Annotated in this window: 20 protein-coding genes; 16 read left to right on the top strand and 4 right to left on the bottom strand. The window is 74.2% G+C overall.

Translation table 11 applies throughout. The annotated features are described in order from the left end of the window. Positions 1-19: 19 nt before the first annotated feature. The 5 genes from MODMU_RS16450 (at position 20) to MODMU_RS27155 (ending at position 3,707) form a co-directional block, all read left to right on the top strand. A complete protein-coding gene (locus MODMU_RS16450) occupies positions 20-754 on the top strand; it encodes a YggS family pyridoxal phosphate-dependent enzyme (RefSeq protein WP_014741444.1) in 735 nt (244 codons plus the stop codon). A 93-nt stretch (positions 755-847) separates the two neighbouring features. Continuing rightward, a complete protein-coding gene (locus tag MODMU_RS30070; protein ID WP_041795357.1) occupies positions 848-1,702 on the top strand; it encodes a cell division protein SepF in 855 nt (284 codons plus the stop codon). Between the two features lie 50 nt (positions 1,703-1,752). Next, on the top strand, positions 1,753-2,049 hold the full coding sequence (locus tag MODMU_RS16440; RefSeq protein WP_014741442.1) for a YggT family protein: 297 nt from the start codon (positions 1,753-1,755) through the stop codon (positions 2,047-2,049). A gap of 97 nt (positions 2,050-2,146) precedes the next feature. After that, positions 2,147-2,893: a DivIVA-like cell division protein Wag31 gene (wag31, locus tag MODMU_RS16435; protein WP_014741441.1), complete on the top strand. Its 747-nt coding sequence runs from the start codon at positions 2,147-2,149 to the stop codon at positions 2,891-2,893. A gap of 115 nt (positions 2,894-3,008) precedes the next feature. After that, complete coding sequence (locus tag MODMU_RS27155) at positions 3,009-3,707, top strand: hypothetical protein (RefSeq protein WP_014741440.1); 699 nt, start codon at positions 3,009-3,011, stop codon at positions 3,705-3,707. Positions 3,708-3,721: 14 nt separating this feature from the next. Here MODMU_RS27155 and ileS read toward each other — a convergent pair whose 3' ends face one another. Next, on the bottom strand, positions 3,722-6,865 hold the full coding sequence (ileS, locus tag MODMU_RS16425; RefSeq protein WP_014741439.1) for an isoleucine--tRNA ligase: 3,144 nt from the start codon (positions 6,863-6,865) through the stop codon (positions 3,722-3,724). Positions 6,866-6,961: 96 nt separating this feature from the next. Here ileS and MODMU_RS16420 point away from each other — a divergent pair, with 96 nt between their 5' ends. Next, a complete protein-coding gene (locus MODMU_RS16420; RefSeq protein WP_014741438.1) occupies positions 6,962-8,476 on the top strand; it encodes a potassium/proton antiporter in 1,515 nt (504 codons plus the stop codon). 60 nt (positions 8,477-8,536) lie between these two features. On the opposite strand, the gene mqo is transcribed toward MODMU_RS16420, so the two are convergent. Continuing rightward, positions 8,537-10,021: a malate dehydrogenase (quinone) gene (mqo, locus tag MODMU_RS16415; protein WP_041795355.1), complete on the bottom strand. Its 1,485-nt coding sequence runs from the start codon at positions 10,019-10,021 to the stop codon at positions 8,537-8,539. 200 nt (positions 10,022-10,221) lie between these two features. Here mqo and lspA point away from each other — a divergent pair, with 200 nt between their 5' ends. From lspA to MODMU_RS16385, 6 genes are all read left to right on the top strand, one after another. Continuing rightward, positions 10,222-10,833 carry a signal peptidase II gene (lspA, locus tag MODMU_RS16410; protein WP_231851650.1) on the top strand — a complete coding sequence of 204 codons (612 nt, stop codon included), beginning with the start codon at positions 10,222-10,224 and terminating at the stop codon, positions 10,831-10,833. A gap of 55 nt (positions 10,834-10,888) precedes the next feature. Continuing rightward, positions 10,889-11,854, top strand: a complete 966-nt coding sequence (locus tag MODMU_RS16405) for an RluA family pseudouridine synthase (protein ID WP_014741435.1) — start codon at positions 10,889-10,891, stop codon at positions 11,852-11,854. 9 nt (positions 11,855-11,863) lie between these two features. Continuing rightward, positions 11,864-12,649, top strand: coding sequence for a CPBP family intramembrane glutamic endopeptidase (locus tag MODMU_RS16400; RefSeq protein ID WP_014741434.1), 786 nt, complete (start codon positions 11,864-11,866; stop codon positions 12,647-12,649). Continuing rightward, positions 12,646-13,119 (top strand): GNAT family N-acetyltransferase, encoded by a 474-nt coding sequence (locus MODMU_RS16395; protein ID WP_014741433.1) that lies wholly within the window; start codon positions 12,646-12,648, stop codon positions 13,117-13,119. The genes MODMU_RS16400 and MODMU_RS16395 overlap by 4 nt, the downstream gene beginning before the upstream one ends. 256 nt (positions 13,120-13,375) lie before the next feature. After that, on the top strand, positions 13,376-16,948 hold the full coding sequence (gene dnaE / locus MODMU_RS16390; RefSeq protein ID WP_166503516.1) for a DNA polymerase III subunit alpha: 3,573 nt from the start codon (positions 13,376-13,378) through the stop codon (positions 16,946-16,948). 130 nt (positions 16,949-17,078) lie between these two features. Beyond that, positions 17,079-17,759, top strand: a complete 681-nt coding sequence (locus MODMU_RS16385) for a DUF2567 domain-containing protein (RefSeq protein WP_014741431.1) — start codon at positions 17,079-17,081, stop codon at positions 17,757-17,759. 67 nt (positions 17,760-17,826) lie between these two features. On the opposite strand, the gene MODMU_RS16380 is transcribed toward MODMU_RS16385, so the two are convergent. Next, positions 17,827-18,741 (bottom strand): LON peptidase substrate-binding domain-containing protein, encoded by a 915-nt coding sequence (locus tag MODMU_RS16380; protein WP_014741430.1) that lies wholly within the window; start codon positions 18,739-18,741, stop codon positions 17,827-17,829. 82 nt (positions 18,742-18,823) lie between these two features. On the opposite strand from MODMU_RS16380, the gene hisD reads away from it, so the two are divergent. Genes hisD through MODMU_RS28585 form a run of 4 tightly spaced genes read left to right on the top strand, consistent with a single transcriptional unit; the run spans position 18,824 to position 22,027 of the window. Further along, entirely contained in the window at positions 18,824-20,128 is a 1,305-nt protein-coding gene (gene hisD, locus MODMU_RS16375; protein WP_014741429.1) for a histidinol dehydrogenase, read from the top strand. 5 nt (positions 20,129-20,133) lie between these two features. Further along, positions 20,134-21,246, top strand: coding sequence for a histidinol-phosphate transaminase (locus MODMU_RS16370; RefSeq protein WP_166503515.1), 1,113 nt, complete (start codon positions 20,134-20,136; stop codon positions 21,244-21,246). Beyond that, on the top strand, positions 21,243-21,854 hold the full coding sequence (hisB, locus tag MODMU_RS16365) for an imidazoleglycerol-phosphate dehydratase HisB (RefSeq protein WP_014741427.1): 612 nt from the start codon (positions 21,243-21,245) through the stop codon (positions 21,852-21,854). Before MODMU_RS16370 ends, hisB begins: the two co-directional genes overlap by 4 nt. Beyond that, the gene (locus MODMU_RS28585) at positions 21,851-22,027 is read left to right on the top strand and encodes a hypothetical protein (RefSeq protein WP_014741426.1); all 177 of its coding nucleotides are present in this window, start codon (positions 21,851-21,853) and stop codon (positions 22,025-22,027) included. Before hisB ends, MODMU_RS28585 begins: the two co-directional genes overlap by 4 nt. Here the strand turns inward: MODMU_RS28585 and MODMU_RS16360 are convergent, their stop codons facing one another. Continuing rightward, complete coding sequence (locus tag MODMU_RS16360; protein WP_041796939.1) at positions 22,028-22,360, bottom strand: MerR family transcriptional regulator; 333 nt, start codon at positions 22,358-22,360, stop codon at positions 22,028-22,030. Positions 22,361-22,369: the final 9 nt, after the last annotated feature.

The following is a 22,369-nucleotide window of genomic DNA, read 5'->3' as shown; positions in this document are numbered from 1 at the left end:
GGCAGGGGAGGATCGGCCCATGAGCTCGTTGGGCGAGAACCTGCGTGCGGTGCGGGCGCGGATCGACGCCGCGGCGAGGGCGGCCGGGCGCGACCCGGCCGAGGTCCGGCTGCTCGCGGTGAGCAAGACCTGGCCGGCCGCGGACGTCCGCGCGCTCGCCGCGCTGGGGCAGCGGCACTTCGCGGAGAACCGGGTGCAGGAGCTCAGCAGCAAGGCGGCCGAGCTCGCCGACCTGCCGGACCTGCGCTGGCACCTGGTCGGCCAGCTGCAGCGCAACAAGGCAGCCGCCGTCGTCCGGCTGGGTGCGACCGTGCACTCCGTCGACCGGCCGCCGCTGGTGGAGGCGCTGGACCGGGCCGCCGAGCGGGCCGACCGGGTCGTGGACGTCTATGTCCAGGTCGACCTCGGTGGCCCCGAGGGCGAGCTCGGCGGGCGCGGCGGGGCCGCACCCGGCGACGTCCCGGGGCTGGCCGACGCCGTGGCCGCGGCCGGGGGGCTCCGGCTGCGCGGCCTCATGGCCGTCGCGCCGCGCGGGGAGGACCCCGCGCCGGCGTTCGCCCGGCTGGCCGAGATCGGTGCCCGGGTCCGCGCCGCCCACCCCACCGCATCGGAGACATCGGCAGGCATGAGCGGCGACCTGGAGGCTGCTGTGGCAGCTGGGGCCACCGTGGTGCGTGTCGGTACCGCGTTGTTCGGCGCGCGCCCCCTAGCCTCCGAGGGACCGACCGCCGCAGGACCCGTGCGCCCGCGGTAGTCACACCAGCACCACCCGCACCACCGGTCGGCCCCGCCGACCGGCCGTCCGCACCACGAGTCGTCCTGCGACGAGACCAGAGGGAGACGTCCGATGGCCGGAGCCATGAGGAGGATGGGGGTCTACCTGGGCCTCGTCGAGGACGACGACGCCCGGGGCGGTTACGACCGCTACGCCGCGCGGCAGAGCGACCACGAGTACGCCGACCGCGGCTACGACGACCACGGCTACGACCGGGGCTACGACCGCTACGCCGCGACCGACTACGTCGACGACCCGGCGACGCCGGCCGGCGGCGACCGCTACGGCTACGGCAGCGGCTACGGGGCCTCCGGCTACGACACCGACTACCCGGCCGGCGAGCGCGCCGAGGAGCGGGTCGAGGACCGGGTGCCCGAGCCCGAGGTCTCCCTCGGTCGCCGCCCGGCGACCCCGCGCACCCTCGGCCTCGCCGGCAGCCCCGCGGGCAGCACGGCCGCCTCCCGTCTGGGCGGTGGGCTCAGCGCCGCCGGCGGCTCCGGGATCAGCGCCTCCGCCGGCCGCGGTCGGGCCCCGATCGGCCTGTCCGGGGGGACGTCGGGTGCCGCCGGCCTGGCGATGAGCGAGCCCGTCGCCGCCGAGCCCGAGCCGGCCCCCGCTCCCACGCCGGCGCCCGAGCCGAAGCCCAAGGGCTACCGGATCACCACGGTGCACCCCGCCTCCTACAACGAGGCGCGCACCATCGGCGAGCGGTTCCGCGACGGCATGCCGGTGATCATGAACCTGACCGACATGGAGCACGCCGACGCGAAGCGACTCGTCGACTTCGCCATCGGCCTCACGTTCGGCCTGCACGGTAGTATCGAGCGGGTCACGGCCAAGGTGTTCCTGCTCAGCCCGCAGGACGTGGACGTGACGGCTGAGGACAAGGCCCGGATCCGCGAGGGCGGCTTCTTCAGTCAGTCCTGACCCGCCGCACCTGCGCGCCCCGCGCACGGGTGCCCGAACGATCGAGGACCGTGGCTCTCCTTCTGCAGATCATCTCCTCGGTCCTGCTCGTGTTCCTGATCCTGCTGTTCGCCCGGTTCGTCGTGGACTGGGTGATGGTGCTGGCCCGGAGCTGGCGCCCGCAGGGTCTGGTCGCGGCCGGCCTGGAGGTCGTCTACGCGACGACAGACCCGCCGCTGAAGGCCGTGCGCAAGGTCATCCCACCGCTGAACCTCGGGACGATCCGCCTGGACCTGGGGTTTATGGTGCTCCTGATCGCCGTGATCCTGCTGCGGAGCCTGCTGACCAACCTGGCCTACTCCCTGTGACCTCGCGTTCCCAGCCGGAGCGGGGCGTGGCGCCCCAGCGGCTCGCCGCCGGTCCGCGCCTGTCTCTGTTCCTCCCGTCCGACCTGAGGTGAGCCGCATGCCACTGACTCCCGCCGACGTGCACAACGTCGTCTTCAAGAAGCCGCCGATCGGCAAGCGCGGCTACGACGAGGACGAGGTCGACGCCTTCCTCGACGTCGTCGAGGCCGAGCTGGCCCGCCTGATCGAGGAGAACAACGACCTGCGGGCCTCCGGTGGCGGGCAGGCTGCCGCCCCGCGCGAGGAGCGCCCCGAGTCCGCGCCGATGACGGTCGCGGCCCCGCCGCCCCCGCCGGCGCAGACGCAGATGACGCCGTCGGCCGTCCGCGAGGACGAGGCCATCCGCGCCTCCCGCATGCTGGCCCTGGCCACCGAGACGGCCGAGCGGCACGTCGGTGAGGCCAAGGCCCAGGCCGACCAGATGGTCGGCAGCGCCAAGAGCACCAGCGACCGGATGCTGTCCGAGGCGCGGGCCAAGAGCGAGCAGATGGTCACCGAGGCCAAGAACCGCGCCGACTCGATGCTGGGCGACGCCCGCACCCGGGCCGACACGATGGAGCGCGAGGCGCGCGCCAAGGCGACCGCGCTGGCCCAGGACGCCGAGCGCAAGCACGTCGAGGCGATGGGCTCGCTGGAGGAGAAGCGGGCGAGCCTGGACCGCAAGGTCGAGGAGCTGCGCACCTTCGAGCGCGAGTACCGCACCCGGCTGCGGTCCTACCTCGAGTCGCACCTGCGCGACCTCGACAGCCGCGGCTCGGCCGAGCCGGCCACGAACAGCCGGCAGAACCAGCACGTCAGCGCATAAGTCAGCACGTCACCACGCCCCTCCGGACCACGGGTCCGGAGGGGCGTCGGCTTCTCCGTCCCGGACTGGCTGCCACGGCGGACGCGGTGATAGCGCGCGCCGCTAGCATCCGGCTGTGATCCTGGCCGCGGCGCTGCTGCTCCTGGTCGCCGTGGGGCTGCTCGTCGCCGGGCTGGTCCAGGGGTCGCCGGGCCTGCAGTGGGGGTCCTTCGCGGCGAGCGCGCTGGCCGCCGTGCTGCTCGTGGTGGGCGAGCTCCGGCAGCGGCGGGCCGAGCGGCAGGGCGGCCGGGCCGACGGCGGGGGCGCCCACCGCGAGGTGCCGGCGCCCGGGCGGCCGCCGGTGCCGCCGCGGTACGACCCGGCAGCCGGGACCGACGACGGGGAGCCGCTGCGGCGGGTGTCGCCGCCGCCGGTGCCGCCGAGCTCGCCGAGCATCCCGCGGGTCGCCGGCCCGCCCAGCGGCTCGGGTCTCGGGGACCTCGCCAGACCGGTCGGCGGCCCGCCGTCGGACGGCGCGGGACTCCGGGCGCCGCTGGGTCCGCGCAGCGCCGAGGGGCCCGCCGTCCCCGCGCCCGGCGAGCCGGCGGTCGAGGACGTCGCGTTCACCGACCAGCTGATGGTCATCGACCTGACCGACGAGGTGCTGGTGGTCGACGAGCACCCCCGCTACCACCTGCCGCGGTGCCCGCACGTGTCCGGCCTGGAGACGGTCCCGCTGCCGCTGACCGAGGCCCGCGCCGACGGGTTCACCCCGTGCGCCACCTGCGCCCCCGACCACCACCTGGCGCAGCGGGAGCGCGCCCGCCGCGCCTGACAAGGCCCGGGCGATCAGGCCTTGGCGATCCAGACGCGGGCGCCGGCCGGACCCTCGACGCCGTCCCCGGTGCCTGCCGCGTCGGCGTGCACCGTGGTCGCCAGCACCTCACCGGCCAGCGCCTCGGCGTGCTCGGTGAGCGCCTGGGCGACGGCGCCGTCCCCGGTCCACCACAGCTCGATCCGGTCGCTGACCGCCAGCCCGGTGGACTTGCGGGCGTCCTGCACCAGCCGGACGACCTCCCGGACCAGCCCGGCCCGCTCCAGCTCCGGGGTCAGGGTCAGGTCCAGCGCCACGGTCAGCCCGGCGGCCGAGGCCACCGTCCAGCCCTCCCGCGGCGTCTCGGTGACCACCAGGTCGCCGTCCTGCAGGGGGACCTGCTCGCCGTCGACCGGCACCGTCGCGGTTCCCGCCCGGTAGGCGGCGACCAGCTCGACCGGGTCCGCCGCGGCGACCGCCGCGGCCACCGCCTGCACCTGCTTGCCCAGCCGCCGGCCGACCGCGCGGAAGTCGACCTTCACCGACACGTCGACCAGCGAGCCCTCGACCGCGGACAGCTCGGTGAGCTCGGCGACGTTGAGCTCGTCGGCCACCTCGGCGACCAGGTCACGGGGGAGCTGCGCCCAGCCGTTGGCCGCGACCAGCGCGCGGGCCAGCGGCTGGCGGGTGCGGGCCTTGGCGGCGGTGCGGGCCGAGCGGCCCAGCTCCACCAGCCGGCGGACCAGCGCCACCTGCTCGACGAGGGCGTCGTCGCGGGCCTCGGTGTCGACCACCGGCCAGTCGGCCAGGTGCACCGAGTCGACCGCGCCGGCCGACCCGGGCACGACCGCGGTCCGCCAGACCCGCTCGGTGACGAACGGGGTGAACGGGGCCATCAGCCGGGTGAGCCCGTCGAGGACCTCGTGCAGCGTGCCCAGCGCGGCCGGGTCGCCGTCCCAGAAGCGCCGCCGGCTGCGCCGCACGTACCAGTTGGACAGGTCGTCGACGAAGCCGGCGATCAGCCGGCCGGCCGTCTGGGTGTCGAAGTCCTCCAGCGCGTCGGTGACCCCGGCGGTGACCGAGGCCAGCTCGGCCAGCGCCCAGCGGTCCAGCAGCGGCCGCTCGGCCCGCGGCGGGGCGGGGCTGGTCGCCGGGTCCCAGCCGTTGGTCTCGGCGTAGAGGGTGAAGAAGCTCGCGGTGTTCCAGTAGGTCAGCAGCACCTTGCGGACGACCTCGGACAGCGTCTCGTGGCCGACCCGGCGGGCCGACCACGGCGAGCCGCCGGCCAGCATGAACCAGCGGACGGCGTCGGCGCCGTGCCGGTCCATCATCGGCATCGGCTCGAGGATGTTGCCCAGGTGCTTGCTCATCTTCCGGCCGTCCTCGGCCAGGATGTGGCCCAGGCACAGCACGTTCTCGTAGGAGCTCTTGCCGAACACCAGCGTGCCGACCGCCATGAGCGTGTAGAACCAGCCGCGGGTCTGGTCGATCGCCTCGGCGATGAACTGCGCCGGGTAGGCCGCCTCGAACTCCGCCTGGTTCCGGTGCGGGGCGCCCCACTGGGCGAACGGCATCGAGCCGGAGTCGTACCAGGCGTCGATGACCTGGCGGACCCGCCGGTAGGTGCCCTCCTCGCCGTCCACGGTGAAGGTGACCTCGTCGATGAACGGCCGGTGCGGGTCCAGGTCGGCGAGGTCGCGGCCGGTCAGCTCGGACAGCTCGGCGAGCGAGCCGACGACGACCATCCGCGACGGGTCGGCGTCGTTGCGCCAGATCGGCAGCGGCGTGCCCCAGTACCGGTCGCGGGACAGCGCCCAGTCGACGTTGTTGTGCAGCCAGTCGCCGAAGCGGCCCTCTTTGATGTTCTCCGGGTACCAGTTCGTGCGCTCGTTCTGCGCCAGCAGCTGGTCCTTGACCTGGCTGGTGCGGATGTACCAGGAGGGCTGCGCGTAGTACATCAGCGGCGTGTGGCACCGCCAGCAGTGCGGGTAGCTGTGCTCGTAGCGCAGCTCGCGGTAGAGCACGCCGCGGTCCTGCAGGTCTTGCAGCAGGGCTGGGTCGGCGGCCTTGAAGAAGTGCCCGCCGACCAGCGGCACGTCGGCGAGGAAGTGCCCGGACGGGTCGATCGGGTTGACCACCGGCAGGCCGTAGGCCCGCCCGACGGCGAAGTCGTCGGCGCCGAACGCGGGGGACTGGTGCACCAGCCCGGTGCCGTCCTCGGTGGTGACGTACTCGGCGAGGACGACGTAGTGCGTGTCGACGTCGTCGGGGAAGGCGACCAGCTCGAACGGCCGCTGGTAGTGCACGTGCTCCCAGTCGCGGCCCTGCGTCCGGGCCAGCACCTCGGCGCCCTCGCCGAGCGCGGCGGTGAGCAGCGGCTCGGCGACGACGAAGGTGCCCTCGTCGTTGCGCGCCACGACGTAGCTGACGTCGGGGTGCACGGCGACGGCGGTGTTGCTCGGCAGCGTCCACGGCGTCGTCGTCCAGATGAGCAGGTCGGCCTTGCCGGCCCACTCCCCGCTGGTGACCGGCAGCCGGACGTAGACCGACGGGTCGGTCAGCGTCTCGTAGCCCTGGGCGACCTCGTGGTCGGACAGCCCGGTGCCGCAGCGCGGGCAGTACGGGGCCACCCGGTGGTCCTCGACCAGCAGGCCCTTGTCGAAGACCTGCTTGAGCGACCACCAGACGCTCTCGACGTAGGACGGGTCCATCGTCCAGTAGGCGGTCGACATGTCGACCCAGTAGCCCATCCGGTGGGTGAGCTCGGTGAACGAGTCGACGTGCCGCTCGACCGACTCCCGGCAGCGGGCGTTGAACTCGGCGATGCCGTAGCGCTCGATGTCGGGCTTGCCGGCGAAGCCGAGCTCCTGCTCGACGGCGATCTCCACCGGCAGGCCGTGGCAGTCCCAGCCGGCGCGGCGGGGCACGTGCCAGCCCTGCATCGTCTTGAACCGGGGGAAGACGTCCTTGAACGCCCGGGCCTCGATGTGGTGCGTGCCGGGCCGGCCGTTGGCGGTCGGCGGGCCCTCGTAGAAGACCCACTGCGGCTTGCCGGCGGAGCCCTCCAGCGACCGGGCGAAGACCTTGTCGGCCTCCCACTGCTCGAGGACCTCGTGCTCGAGGGCGGGCAGGTCGACCTGCGGGGGGAGGGCCGAGAAGGGCCCGGAAGGTGCACTCACGCCCCCATCATCCCCGACCCCGCCACCGGCCCCGCGCAACCGCTGTCACGACGGCGACATGCCGGTACGGGAGACTGCGCCCATGGGTCCCCGCCGATGAACACGACGGTCACCGTCGCGCTCGCCGTCGGCGCCCTCGTCGTGCTCGTCGCCGCGGTGGCGCTCCGGCTCGCCGACCGGATCGGCCTGCCCTCGCTGCTGCTCTACCTGGCGCTCGGGGTGCTGCTGGGGGAGAGCGGGCTGGGCCGGGTCGAGTTCGAGGACGTCGGGCTCACCCAGACCCTCGGCGTGGCGGCGCTGGTGGTCATCCTGGCCGAGGGCGGGCTCACCACCCGGTGGTCCGACGTGCGCCGGGCGGTCGGGCCGGGGGTCACGCTGTCCACTCTGGGCGTGGTCGTCAGCGTGGTCGTCGTCGCGGCGGTCGGGGTGTGGCTGCTGGACTTCTCCTGGGCCTTCGCGCTGCTGGTCGGTGCCGTGGTCACCTCCACCGACGCCGCCGCGGTGTTCTCCTCGCTGCGCCGGCTGCCGCTGCCGCGGCGGATGGTGGCGTCGCTGGAGCTGGAGTCCGGGCTCAACGACGCCCCGGTCATCCTGCTGGTGCTGGCGCTGTCCGAGCGGCTGACCGGCCACGAGACGCTCCCCTGGTACCTGGTGCTCGCCGAGGTGGTGGGCGAGCTGGCCGGTGGCTCGGTGATCGGCATCGGGATCGGGTTCGGCGGGGCGTGGCTGCTGCGCCGGCTCGCGCTGCCGCTGGTCGGCTTCTACCCGCTGGTGACCCTCGCGCTGTGCGTGCTCGCCTTCGCCTCCGCCGACCTCGCGCACACCTCCGGCTTCGTCGCCGTCTACCTGTGCGGGCTGGTGCTCGGCAACGCCGCGCTGCCGCACCGGGCCGGCACCATCGGCTTCGCCGAGGGGCTGGCCAGCCTCGCCCAGATCGGGCTGTTCGTGCTGCTCGGGCTGCTGGTCTCGCCGGACCGGCTGGCCGCCGCGGTCGGGCCGGCACTGGTCATCGGAGGGGCGCTGCTGCTGCTGGCCCGCCCGCTGTCGGTGCTGGCCAGCCTCGCCTGGTTCCGCGTGCCGTTCTCCCAGCAGGCGTTCATCGCCTGGGCCGGGCTGCGCGGCGCGGTGCCGATCGTGCTGGCGACGTTCCCGATCGCGGCCGACGTGCCCGGCGCCACCCAGGTCTTCGACACGGTGTTCGTGCTGGTCGTCGTCTTCACCGTGGTGCAGGGCTGGTCGCTGGCCGCGGTGGCCCGGCTGTTGCGGATCGCCACCCCGGTGACCCCGCGGGACATCGACGTGGAGTCTGCGCCGCTGGACGAGCTGGGCGCGGAGCTGATGCAGCTGCGGGTGCCCGACTCGTCCCGGCTGCACGGCGTGTACCTGCCCGAGCTGCGGTTGCCCGAGGACGCCGCGGTGGTGCTGGTGGTCCGCGACGGGCGGCCCTTCGTGCCCGACCGGGAGACCCGGCTGATGCGCGGTGACCAGGCGCTGCTGGTGTCCGCCCGAGGCTCCCGGCAGGAGGCCGAGCGCCGGCTGCGCGCGGTCAGCCGGGCCGGCCGGCTCGCCACCTGGCGCGGCGAGGCCGGCCAGCCCTCCGAGACGGACTGACGGCCCCGCTGCAGGGGCCCGCGCCGAGCTTGCGAGGCGTGGGGGCAGCGGGGTCCTTCGTCAGCTGTGCAGCTCCAGGGTGCGGGTGGTGTCGGCGACGACCCGGGCGAGCAGCTCGGGCTCGTCGGACAGCGTGTGCCCGTAGGAGGGGATGGCCTCCTGCAGCAGCGGGCGCCAGCCGTCGATCCGGTCGGGGAAGCAGCGCTCGAGCAGCGTGAGCATCGCCGCGGTGGCGGTGGAGGCGCCCGGGGAGGCGCCGAGCAGCCCGGCGACCGTCCCGTCGGCCCCGACGATGAGCTCGGTGCCGAACTGCAGCACGCCGCGCCCGGCGGTGTCCTGCTTGATCACCTGCACCCGCTGGCCGGCGGTGATGAGCTCCCAGTCGTCCTGCTCGGCGGTCGGGACGAACTCCTCCAGCGCCCGGAAGCGGGACTTCTCCGACTGGAGCACCTGGCCGATGAGGTAGCGGGTGAGCGGGATGTTCGCCCAGCCCGCGCCGAGCATGGAGCCGAGGTTGCCCGTCCGCACCGACCGCGGGAGGTCCCACATCGACCCGGCCTTGAGGAACTTGGGGGAGAAGCCGGCGTAGGGGCCGAACAGCAGCGCCTGCTCGCCGTCGATCAGCCGCAGGTCCAGGTGCGGCACCGACATCGGCGGGGCACCCACCTTCGCCTGGCCGTAGACCTTCGCCTGGTGCTGGGCGACCAGCTGCGGGTTGCGGGTGCGCAGGAACTGGCCGCTGACCGGGAAGCCGCCGAAGCCCGCGATCTCCGGGATGCCGGCGCCCTGCAGCAGCGGCAGCGCCCCACCGCCGGCCCCGACGAACAGGAACCGGCTGCGCACGGTGCGACGCTTGCCGGTGGCCAGGTCGCGGACCGTGGTGGCCCAGCGCCCGTCGCGCTCGCGCCGCACCTTGAGCACCCGGTGCTGCAGGTGCAGCTGCACCCCGCGGCGGACGGCGTCGTCGAGCAGCAGCCGGGTCAGCGCGCCGAAGTTGACGTCGGTGCCGGCCAGCGACCGGGTCGCCGCGACCGGCTCCTTCGGCGACCGGTCCTGCATCATCAGCGGCACCCAGTCGGTCAGGACGGCGGGGTCGTCGGAGTACTCCAGGCCGGCGAAGAGCGGCTGCGGGGCCAGCGCCTCGTACCGGTTGCGCATGTACCGGCGGCCCTCCTCGCCGGAGACGAAGCTGATGTGCGGCACCGAGGTGATGAACGTCTTCGGGGAGTCGGTGAGGCCGGCCCGCACCAGGTGAGACCAGAACTGCCGGGAGACCTGGAACTGCTCGTTGATGCCCACGGCCTTGGCCGGGTCGACGGTGCCGTCGGGCCGCGCCGGGGTGTAGTTCAGCTCGCACAGCGCGGAGTGCCCGGTCCCGGCGTTGTTCCACGGGCCGGAGCTCTCCTCGGCCACGGCGGCGCCGGACTCGAACACCTCGACGGTCCAGTCCGGCGCGACGATGCCCAGCAGCGCGGCCAGCGTCGCGCTCATGATGCCGCCGCCGACGAGGACCACGTCGGGGTTGGAAGGACCAGCCGTGCTCAAGATCTGCCTCCGTGCAGTCGGGACGTCTGCGCACCATCGTCGTCCCGTCTCCGGGTCGGCACGCGCCGAACGGCGCTCGACCTCCGTTCTGGGGTGATGAGATGGGTCACAGGTCGAGGGTGCCCGCCGCGCGCCCGCCGCGCAGGGCGGGCCGTCGCGCCGTGGTCGGCCGGGTCCCCACGGCTATCGTCGTCCCCGAGGTGGCCGACCGGCCGCACGAGCGGGAGGGCGGCGCGGTGACCGAGCAGGCCGATCAGCCGGTGCGCCCCCGACGGTCGAAGGCCCGGCTGCTGCTGGGCCTTGCGGCCGCGGTGCTCGCCCTCGACGTCGGCACCAAGCTGCTCGTCGTCGCCACCCTGTCCGACCGCGAGCCGCTGCGGCTGCTCGGCGGCGCGGTGTACCTCACCGAGGCGCGCAACACCGGCGCCGCGTTCTCCTTCGCCGAGGGTGCGACCGTGGTCTTCACGCTGATCGCCGTGGTGGTCGTGGTGGTCATCGTGCGCAGCGCCCGGCGGCTGTTCTCCACCGGCTGGGCGGTGGCGTTGGCGCTGGTGCTCGGCGGGGCGCTGGGCAACCTGGTCGACCGCGTGTTCCGCGACCCGGGCTTCCTGCGCGGCGGCGTCGTCGACTCCATCTCGCTGTTCGACCCCTACGGCCAGGTCTGGCCGATCTTCAACGTCGCGGACTCGGCGATCGTCTGCGGTGGCGTGCTCGGCGCGGTGCTGGCCTTCCGCGGGGTCGAGTTCGACGGCGGGCGCCCCGGCAGCGGCCGCGAGGCCGGCGCCACCGACAACGCCGGCGTGGGCGAGTAGGCCGACCCGGCCCGGCGCCGCCGGTCCCGTCGGCCCCACCGGTCACAATGGTGAGGTGACCAGCAGTCCCGGCCCGACCACCTCCGCCGGCCGCCCCGGCGAGCTCCGCTCGCTGCCGGTGCCCGACGGGCTCGAGGGGCAGCGCGTCGACCAGGCCCTCACCCGGCTCTTCGGGGTCTCCCGGGCGGTGGCCGCCGACCTCGCCGACGCCGGCAACGTGCTCGTCGACGGCCGGGCCCGGGGCAAGGGCGACCGGCTGACCGCCGGCAGCTGGCTGGAGGTCGAGCTGCCGCCCCCGCCGGGCGAGCCCGCCGCCCCGCAGCCGGTCGCCGGGCTGCGCGTGGTGCACGACGACGACGACATCGTGGTCGTGGACAAACCGGTCGGCGTCGCCGCGCACGGCAGCCCCGGCTGGGACGGCCCGACCGTCACCGGCGGCCTCGCCGCGGCCGGCTACCGCATCTCCACCAGCGGCGCGGCCGAGCGGCAGGGCATCGTCCACCGGCTCGACGCCGCGACCACCGGCCTGATGGTGGTCGCCAAGAGCGAGCGGGCGTACACGCTGCTCAAGGCCGCGTTCAAGGAGCGCACGGTCGACAAGGGCTACCACGCCCTCGTGCAGGGGCACCCGGACCCGTCGAAGGGCACCATCGACGCGCCCATCGACCGGCACCCCAAGCACGACTGGCGATTCGCCGTCGTCTCCGGCGGGCGCCCGTCGGTCACCCACTACGAGGTGGTCGAGGCCTTCCCGGCGGCCAGCCTGGTCGACGTCCACCTGGAGACCGGCCGCACCCACCAGATCCGGGTGCACTTCTCCGCGCTCCGGCACCCCTGCGTCGGCGACATGGCCTACGGCGCCGACCCGACGCTGGCCGCCCGGCTCGGCGTGACCCGGCAGTGGCTGCACGCCGTCCGGCTCGGCTTCGCCCACCCCGCCGACGGGCGCTGGGTGGAGTTCACCAGCGAGTACCCGGCCGACCTGGCCGGCGCGCTCGCTGTGCTGCGCGCCGAGAGCTGAGCGGCGGCGGTGACCGACCTGCCCGCGTTCGCCGACTTCGGTCCGGCGCAGCTGTCGGCGGCGGTCATCGCCACCTACCTGGTGGTGGGGGAGCCGTTCGTCGGCTACGTGCTGCACCGCCGGTTCGAGGGCCGGCTGCGCACCGACCCGGCGGCCCGGCGGTCCTTCTACCGCCGGCTGCTGGTGCTCGAGTGGGGGCTGGCCGCCGTCGGCCTGGTCGTCTGGGTGTCCGCGTCCGACGTCGGGGCCGCGCAGGTCGGGCTGGTGCTGCCGCAGCGCTGGCCGGGCCCGCTGAGCTGGCTGGCGATCGCGGCGCTGCTGGCGCTGGTGCTGGCCTCCACCCGGGCGCTGCGCTCGGGGGCGCTGGCCGGCCCGCCGCCGGAGGTGCTCCGCCGGACCCGGCCGGGGGAGGCGCGGCACGCCGAGCCGCCGGGGCAGGCGACCCTCGCGCTGCTGCCCCGCAGCCGGTCGGAGCGGCACCTCTTCGCCCTGGTCGGGGTGACGGCGGGGGTGTGCGAGGAGTGGCTCTACCGCGGGTTCTTCCTCGCCGTCGTCGGCGCGCTCGTGCCGGGGCTGCCCACCGCGGGCCTGGTGCTGGTGGCCGCTGCCGGGTTCGGCCTGGCGCACGCCTACCAGGGCCTGTCCGGGGTCCTGACCACCGGCGTGCTCGGTGGGGTGCTCGCCGGGCTGTACCTCGCCACCGGGTCGTTGCTGCTGCCGGTGCTGCTGCACGCCGCCATCGACCTGCGCTTCCTGCTCGTCCCGACGTCCGCGCTGCCGAGGGCGGCCGGGTGACCGGGCCCGCGCGGCCGACCGCGACCACCGCCACCGCCGCCGACTGGCCGGAGGTCGCCGCACTGCGGCACCGGGTGTTCGTTCTGGAGCAGGGCGTGCCCGCCGAGCTGGAGCGGGACGACGCCGACGCCACCGCCGTGCACGCCCTCAGCCGGGACGACGCCGGGCGGGTGTGCGCCACCGGCCGGCTGCTGCCCGACGCCGCCGGCCCGGGGCGCGCGCTGATCGGCCGGATGGCCGCCGACCCGGCGGTGCGGGGGCGCGGACACGGCGGCGCGGTCCTCGCGGCGCTGCACCGCGAGGCGGCGGCGCGGGGCCAGACGGAGGTCGAGCTGCACGCCCAGGTCACCGCCCGGCGGTTCTACGAGCGGGCCGGCTACCGGGTCCTGGGCGAGGAGTACGAGGAGGCCGGCATCGTCCACGTGACGATGCGCCGGTCGCTGGCGGAGGGGCACCCCGGGGTGGTGTGACGGAGTGGTCCGGATCGCGGGACACGTTCCGTCAGACCCTTCGGGTAGACCTCCGGAGGTGCGAGGATCGGGACACCGCGGACGGCCTCCACCCCGGGCGACACCGCCTGTGGTGAGTGCAGTGCCCCGGCAGTGCCACCCGTAGTGCCAGCCCGACCTCGAACGGCCTTTCCCGCCGGTCACCAGAACCACCTGCCGCCCCTGCGCACCTGCCGGTGCCAGCCGGCCGCACGACCCGTGAGGAGCACCCCGCACCGTGAGCAGCCCCGCCAGATCAGAGAACTTCGTGCACCTGCACGTGCACACCGAGTACTCGATGCTCGACGGGGCGGCGAAGCTCGGCGAGGTCACCAAGGCCGCCGCGGCCGAGGGGATGCCGGCGCTGGCGATGACCGACCACGGCAACGTGTTCGGCGCCTACGACTTCTACAAGCAGGCCAACGCCGCCGGGGTCAAGCCGATCATCGGCATGGAGGGCTACTACACCCCCGGCTCCCGGTTCGACCGCGCCCCCTTCGACTTCGGTGACAAGCTGATCGACGAGGAGGGCGACGGCGGCAACAACCGCGGCAAGGCCGCCTACACCCACATGACGCTGCTGGCCCGCACCACCGAGGGGATGCACAACCTCTTCCGCATCTCCTCGCTGGCCAGCCTCGAGGGCCAGTACCGCAAGCCGCGCTTCGACCGGGACCTGCTGGAGCGGTACGGGAAGGGCCTGATCGCCACGACCGGCTGCCCGTCGGGCGAGGTCAACATGTGGCTGCGGGCCGGCAAGGTCGACCGCGCCCGGCAGGCCGCCGCGGACTTCCAGGACATCTTCGGGCGTGAGAACTTCTACGCCGAGATCATGGACCACGGGCTGTCCATCGAGAAGAAGACCAAGCCGGCGCTGCTGGAGATCGCGAAGGACCTCGGCATCCCGCTGCTGGGCACCAACGACCTGCACTACACCCACCGCGAGGACGCCCAGGCGCACGACGCCCTGCTGTGCATCCAGACCGGGTCGCGGCTCAACGAGACCAACCGCTTCAAGTTCAACGGCGACGGCTACTACCTCAAGTCCGCCGCCGAGATGCGGGCGCTGTTCCGCGAGCACCCCGAGGCCTGCGACAACACCCTGCTGATCGCCGAGCAGTGCGAGGTGCAGTTCACCGAGGGCGCCGACCTCATGCCCCGCTTCCCGCTGCCCGAGGGCGAGGACGAGACCTCCTGGTTCATCAAGGAGGTCGAGCGTGGGCTGCACAAGCGCTACCCCGGCGGCATCCCCGACCACGTGCGCAAGCAGGCCGACTACGAGACCGGGATCATCTGCCAGATGGGCTTCCCGGGGTACTTCCTCGTGGTCGCCGACTTCATCAACTGGGCGAAGGACAACGGCATCCGGGTCGGCCCGGGCCGTGGCTCGGCCGCCGGTTCGCTGGCCGCCTACGCGATGGGCATCACCGACCTCGACCCGCTGGCGCACGGGCTGATCTTCGAGCGGTTCCTCAACCCCGAGCGCGTCTCCATGCCCGACGTCGACATCGACTTCGACGACCGCCGCCGCGGCGAGGTCATCCAGTACGTGTCGCAGAAGTACGGCGAGGAGCGGGTCAGCCAGATCGTCACCTACGGGACCATCAAGGCCAAGGCCGCCATCAAGGACGCCGCCCGGGTGCTGGACCGGCCCTACTCGGTGGGCGACGAGCTGACCAAGCTCATGCCGCCGGGCGTCATGGGCAAGGACATCCCGCTGTCGGGGATCTTCGACCCCAAGCACGACCGCTACAAGGAGGCCGCGGAGTTCCGGGCCCGGTACGAGTCGGACCCGGGCGCGGCCGAGGTCGTCGACCAGGCCCGCAAGCTCGAGGGCCTGAAGCGGCAGTGGGGCGTGCACGCGGCCGGCGTGATCATCGGCCGCTACCCGCTGATCGACAGCATCCCGATCATGCGGCGCGAGGCCGACGGCGCGATCATCACGCAGTTCGACTACCCGACCTGCGAGACGCTCGGCCTGCTCAAGATGGACTTCCTGGGCCTGCGCAACCTCACCGTCATCGACGACGCGCTGCGCAACATCGTGATCAACGGCAAGGAGCCGGTCGACCTCGACGAGATCAGCAAGGACCTCACCGACCCGGCCACCTACGCCCTGCTGGCCCGCGGTGAGACCCTCGGCGTCTTCCAGTTCGACGGCGGCCCGATGCGGTCCCTGCTGCGGCTGATGCGCCCGGACAACTTCGAGGACATCTCTGCCGTCGGCGCGCTGTACCGCCCGGGCCCGATGGGCGCGAACTCGCACACGAACTACGCGCTGCGCAAGAACGGCCAGCAGGAGATCACCCCGATCCACCCCGAGCTGGCCGAGCCGCTCGCGGAGATCCTGGGCCAGACCTACGGCCTGATCGTGTACCAGGAGCAGGTCATGGCGATCGCCCAGAAGGTCGCCGGGTACTCGCTGGGCAAGGCCGACCTGCTGCGCCGGGCGATGGGCAAGAAGAAGAAGTCGGTCCTGGACGCCGAGTACGTCGGCTTCGAGGCCGGGATGAAGGCCAACGGCTTCTCCGCCGCGGCGGTCAAGACGCTGTGGGACATCCTGGTGCCCTTCGCCGACTACGCCTTCAACAAGGCGCACTCGGCCGCGTACGGGCTGGTGTCGTACTGGACGGCCTACCTCAAGGCCAACTACCCGGCCGAGTACATGGCCGGGCTGCTCACCAGCGTCGGCGACGACAAGGACCGGCGGCCGGTCTACCTGGCCGAGTGCCGGCGGATGGGCATCAAGGTGCTGCCGCCGGACGTCAACGAGTCCTCCTGGGACTTCACCGCCGTCGGCGGCGACATCCGGTTCGGCATGGCCTCGGTGCGCAACGTCGGGCACAACGTCGTCGACTCGATCGTGCGGGCGCGCGAGGAGAAGGGCGCGTTCAAGGACTTCGCCGACTTCATGCGCAAGATCGACACGGTGGCCTGCAACAAGAAGGTCATCGAGTCCCTGGCCAAGGCCGGCGGCTTCGACTCGCTGGGCCACTCGCGGCAGGGCATCGCCGCGATCCACGCCCAGGCGGTCGACTCGGCGATGAGCCTCAAGCGCAAGGAGGCCGAGGGGCAGTTCGACCTGTTCGGCGGCTTCGGTGACGACGACGGCGACAGCGGGCTGGGCGACCCGCTCAGCGCCGCGCTGGACATCCCCATCCCGACCGCGGACTGGTCGAAGTCCGAGCGGCTGGTCTTCGAGCGCGACATGCTCGGCCTCTACGTCTCCGACCACCCGCTGCACGGCGTCGAGCACGTGCTCACCTCGCACGCCGACACCGCGCTGGCCGAGATCCTCGCCGGCGGTGTCGAGGACGGCGCGAACGTCACCATCGCCGGCATCCTCACCGCCGTCGGGCCGCGGACGAACAAGCAGGGCGCCCCCTGGGCGATCGCCACCCTCGAGGACCTCGAGGCGGGCATCGAGGTGCTGTTCTTCCCCAAGACCTGGGCCGAGGTGTCGGAGAAGGTCGTCCGCGACCAGATCATCGTGGTCAAGGGCCGGATCAGCCGCCGGGACGACACCCCGTCGCTGTTCGCCTCCGAGGTCACCATCCCCGAGCTGACCGAGGGCCCGCGCGGGCCGGTGCTGGTCTCGCTGCCCGCCGCCCGCTGCACCCCGCCGGTCGTGGAGCGGCTCCGCGAGGTGCTGGGCAGCCACCCGGGCACGACCGAGGTGCAGCTCAAGCTGCTCAACGGCGGCCGGGAGACCGTGCTCCGGCTGGACCAGGGGCTGCGGGTCCGGCCGAGCACCGCGCTGATGGGCGACATCAAGGCGCTGCTGGGCCCGACCAGCGTCGCCCTCCTGTGACGAAGGACCCCGCTGCCCCCCACCACTCGCGAGCTCGTGGCGGGCCCCTGCAGCGGGGCCGGGCGGCCGGCGCGCCGCAGGTGCGCCGGGTGGTTGCCGGTTGCACAGCCGGGCCAGCGACACTGGGGCCGTGACCGACGCTCGTCCGCCCGGCCCGGCGGCCCCGTTCCCGACCGCGCCGGCGGTGTCCGACGGTCCGGTGGCGCACTGGCAGCCGGCCCGGCCGGCGGGCGTGCCGGGCCTGCGCGGCACCCGTGCGGACCTGCGCAGCGCGCTGCTCACCGTGCTCGCGCTGGCGCTGGCCGGGCTGCTGGCCGGTGGGGTGTGGATCTGGCTCGCCCCCCGGGCGGACTACCGGGTCACCGCCACCAGCGTCGAGCCGATCGGCCGGGCACCGTCCGCGGAGCTGTTCATGGCCGACGACGGGGTGTTCGTCTGCGTCCTGGCGGCCCTCGGGCTGGTGGCGGGGCTGGTCGTCTGGCTGCGCCGGCAGCGCCGCGGGCCGCTCACCCTGGTCGCCCTGGCCACCGGGATGCTCGCCGCGGGGGTCGTGGCCTGGCAGCTGGGCCAGTGGGCCGGACCGGGCCCGACCCACGCCGAGCTGGAGGACGTCGGCCGGACGGTGACCACCGCGCTGTCGCTCGGGGCCACGGCCGCCCTGGCGGTCGGGCCGTTCATCGCCGTCCTCGTCTACCTGGCGGCCACCGCGCTCACGTCCCGCGACGACCTGGGCCGGACCGGACCCGACCCGGTGGACGAACCGATCCGGCCGCCGCTGCCGCCCGTCCCCCCGCCCGCACCCCGGCCCTGACGGCCCCGGCCCCCTCGCAGGGGCCCGCCCCGAGCCTGCGAGGGGTGGGGGGCGAGGGGGTCCTTGTTCAGTTCGCGGTCATCGGTGTGGCGAACTGCCGGAGGGGGACCGGCACCGCCCCCAGCGCGCGGAGCAGGGTCAGCTCACGGCGGAGCAGTCGGGACTCCAGCGCCAGCCGCCGCCGGGTGGCGGACTCGGCCAGCAGCGCCTGCCGGTCCTCGGTGGTGAGCAGCGCCGAGGAGGCGACCAGGTAGGACAGCCCGCGGGCGTCGTCGCTCACCTCGCGCAGCAGCGCCGCCGTCGCCGCGACCTCACCGGCGGCGTCGTCGTCGGGCAGGTCGTCGGGGGAGAGCGCGTCGAGCACCTCGTCGGGCAGCCCGTCCGGGGCGCCGCTCTGCCGCACGGCCACGTCGGCGACGTACCGGGCGAACAGGTCGCGCACGTTGTCGGCGAGCAGGCCGAGGGAGGCCCGGGCCACGTCGCTCGCCACGTCGTCGGGGACCACCCCGGCCGTGGTCCCGGCGCCGGCCAGGCCGTCGACGTCCCCGGCCGCCTCCTCGGCGGCCTCCTCCTCGGCGAGCCACTCGACCAGCGCCCGCAGGTAGGGCGGTTCGCCCGCCTCGTCGTCCCCGGCGCCCGGGGTCGGCACCAGCACGTCGAGCAGCCGGAACCGGTCCGCGCCGACCGCGGCCACCCGGTAGCCGCCGTCCCGCTGCGGGGCGACCATCCGCAGCGCCGCGGTGCAGCCGACGTCGTAGAGCGCCTCGGCGGGCGCGACGTGCTCGACCTCCCAGCCCTGCCGGATCGCCACCACGCCGAACCGCCGCTGGGCGCCGTCGGGCAGGGCGGTGAGGTCGGCGACCAGCCGGCGGTAGCGCGGCTCGAAGACGTGCAGCGGCAGCACCACCCCGGGGAACAGCGGGGTCTCCAGCGGGAACAGCGGGATGACCTCCCGACCACCCGTCCCGCCCGCCTCGGTCACGCCGGGAGCCTACGGGCAGCGGGGGCGGACCACCCGGGCGTCTACCGTGGGGTGTTCTCCCGCTCGTACCCGGAGGTGCTCCGTGCTGTCCCGCATCGACCTGCGAGGGTCCGCGCTGCCCGGGCCGCGTGAGCTCGCGTCCCTGCTGCCCCGCGCCGCCACCGACATCGACTCGGTGCTCGCCGTCGTCCGCCCCATCTGCGAGGACGTCCGGATCCGCGGCGCGCAGGCGGTCCGCGAGATCACCGCCCGGCTCGACGGCGTCGACGTCCCGGACATCGCCGTGCCCGCGGCCGCGCTGGAGGAGGCGCTGGCCACCATCGACCCGGCGGTGCGCGCCGCCCTCGAGGAGTCGATCGCCCGGGTGCGCCGGGTGCACGCCGACCAGCGCCGCACCGACGTGACCACCGACGTGGTCCGCGGTGGCCGGGTCACCGAGCGCTGGGTGCCGGTCCGCCGGGTCGGGCTCTACGTGCCCGGTGGCCTCGCGCCGCTGCTGAGCTCCGTGGTGATGAACGTCGTCCCCGCGCAGCTGGCCGGGGTCGAGTCGATCGCCGTGGCCAGCCCGCCGCAGCGGGACAACGGCGGGCTGCCCGACCCGGGTGTGCTGGCCGCCTGCGCGCTGCTGGGGGTCACCGAGGTGTACGCCGTCGGCGGCGCGCAGGCGATCGCCGTCTTCGGCTACGGCGCCGGGCCCTGCCTGCCGGTCGACCTGGTCACCGGCCCGGGCAACGTCTATACGACCGCGGCCAAGCGGCTGCTCCGCGGCCTGATCGGGATCGACTCGGAGGCCGGGCCGACCGAGGTCGCCGTGCTGGCCGACGACACCGCCGACCCGGTGCACGTGGCCGCCGACCTGATCAGCCAGGCCGAGCACGACCCGCTGGCCGGGGCGGTGCTGGTGACCACCAGCGAGCAGCTCGCCGACGCCGTGCTGGAGGCGGTGCCCGGGCAGGTCGCCGCCACCAAGCACAGCGACCGCATCCTCACCGCGCTGGGCGGCAGCCAGTCCGGTGTCGTCCTGGTCGACGACGTGGACGCCGGCCTCGCCGTCGTCGACGCCTACGCCGCGGAGCACCTGGAGATCCAGACCCGCGACGCCCGCGAGGTGGCGATGCGGGTGCGCAACGCCGGCGCGGTCTTCGTCGGCCCGTGGGCGCCGGTCTCCCTCGGTGACTACATCGCCGGGTCCAACCACGTGCTCCCCACCGGCGGGTGCGCGCGGCACTCCAGCGGGCTGAGCGTGCAGTCCTTCCTGCGCGGCATCCACGTCGTGGAGTACGACGAGCAGGCGCTCGCCGAGGTCGCCGACCACGTCGACGCCCTGGCGAACGCCGAGGACCTGCCGGCGCACGCCGCCGCCGTCCGGGCCCGTCAGCGCCGGTGACCGCGATGGAGGAGCTCCCGCTGCGGCCGGAGCTGCGTGGCCGCACGCCCTACGGCGCCCCGCAGCTCGCGGTCCGGTACGCGCTCAACACCAACGAGAACCCGCACCCGCTGCCGCCGGCGCTGCTCGCCGACCTGCAGGTGGCGCTCGCCGACGCCGCGGCCGGGCTGAACCGCTACCCCGACCGCGACGCCACGGCGCTGCGCACGGACCTGGCCGCCTATCTGTCCCGGAGCAGCGGTGAGCCGGTGGCACCGGGTCAGGTCTGGGCCGCCAACGGGTCCAACGAGGTGCTGCAGCAGGTGCTGCAGACCTTCGGCGGCGCCGGGCGGACGGCGCTGGGCTTCACCCCGTCGTACTCGATGCACCCGATCATCAGCGCAGGCACCGGCACCTCCTGGGTCGACGGCCACCGCCGCGACGACTTCACCATCGACCGCGCGCAGGCCACCGCCCAGGTGCGCGAGGTGCAGCCGGACGTCGTCTTCGTGACCAGCCCGAACAACCCGACCGGCACCGCGGTCGAGCTCGACACGATCGCCGCGCTGTACGAGGCGAGCTCCGGTGTGCTGGTCGTCGACGAGGCCTACGCCGAGTTCGCCCGGCCGGGCACGCCGTCGGCGCTGACCCTGCTGCCCGGGCGGCCGCGGCTGGTCGTCAGCCGGACGATGAGCAAGGCGTTCGGCATGGCCGGGCTGCGGCTGGGCTACCTGGCCGCGGACCCCGCGGTGGTCGACGCGCTGCAGCTGGTGCGGCTGCCCTACCACCTGAGCTCGCTGACCCAGGCGGCCGCGCGCACCGCCCTGGCGCACACCGAGCAGCTGCTGGCGACAGTCGACGCGGTCAAGACGGAACGCGACCGGATCGTCACCGCGCTCCCCGGGCTCGGGCTGACCAGCGTCCCCAGCGACGCGAACTTCGTGCTGTTCGGGCACTTCGCCGACTCCGCCGCCACCTGGCAGGCCCTGCTGGACCGCGGGGTGCTGGTGCGCGACGTCGGGCTGCCCGGCTGGCTGCGGGTCACCGCCGGGACGACCGAGGAGACCGACGCCTTCCTCACCGCGCTGGGTGAGGTGGCTGGGACACCGGCACCACGACTGGGAGGATCACCGGCATGACCGCTCCGTCCAGGCACCGCACCGCACGCATCGAGCGGGCGACCAACGAGACCAAGCTGGTCGTCGAGGTCGACCTCGACGGCACCGGCAAGGCCGACGTCGCCACCGGGGTCGGGTTCTACGACCACATGCTCACCGCGCTGTCCAAGCACAGCGGCATCGACCTGACCGTGCACGCCGACGGCGACCTGCACATCGACGCGCACCACACCGTCGAGGACGTCGCCATCGCGCTCGGGCACGCCTTCGCCGAGGCGCTCGGCGACAAGCGCGGCATCACCCGCTACGGCGACGCCACCATCCCGATGGACGAGGTGCTGGTGCAGGCCGCCGTCGACCTGTCCGGCCGGCCGTACTTCGTGCACGCCGAGCCCGAGGGCATGACGCCGATGATCGGCCCGGACTACCCGACGTCGCTGACCAAGCACGTGCTGGAGTCCTTCGCGTTCAACGCGCGGATCAGCCTGCACGTGCGGGTGCTCTACGCCGGTCGCGACGCCCACCACATCGTCGAGGGGCAGTTCAAGGCGCTGGCCCGGGCGCTGCGCACCGCCGTCGCCCTGGACCCGCGGGTCACCGACGTGCCCTCCACCAAGGGAGCTCTGTGACCTTCGGGGTCGGCCTGCTCGTCATCGGCGGCTTCCTGCTCGGCGGCTCGTACAGCATCTTCAAGGCCGACTCCGACACCGGGGGGCGCACCGGCCCGCAGGTGGCCTTCGCCGTCGTCCTGCTGCTGGCGGCGCTGCTGTCCTCGGTGGCCGGCGTCCTCTACCTGGTCTAGTCAGCCGAGGCGGGCGGCGAACTCCTCGGCCGTGCGCAGCTGGCGGCGCAGCGTCGCCACCCGGTCGGCGGCCTGGTCCCGAAACGCGGCCAGCCGGGCCGGGTCGGCGGCGTCGCCGGCGTCGAGCAGCTCCAGCAGCTCGCGCATCTCCTCGAGGCTGAAGCCCAGCGGCTTCATCTGCATGATCACCCGCAGCCGCTCGACGTCGTCGGCGACGTAGAGCCGGAAGCCGCCCTCGGACCGCGCCGAGGGCACCGCCAGGCCGACCTCCTCGTAGTACCGGATGGTGCGCAGCGACAGGCCGATCTGCTCGGCGACCTCGCCGATCTGCATCCGGCCCGC

The sequence above is a fragment of the Modestobacter italicus genome (genome assembly GCF_000306785.1).
Lineage (GTDB): Bacteria > Actinomycetota > Actinomycetes > Mycobacteriales > Geodermatophilaceae > Modestobacter > Modestobacter italicus.
The sequence above is the reverse complement of the archived record's forward strand: the minus strand, read 5'-3'. Positions and strand labels throughout refer to the sequence as shown.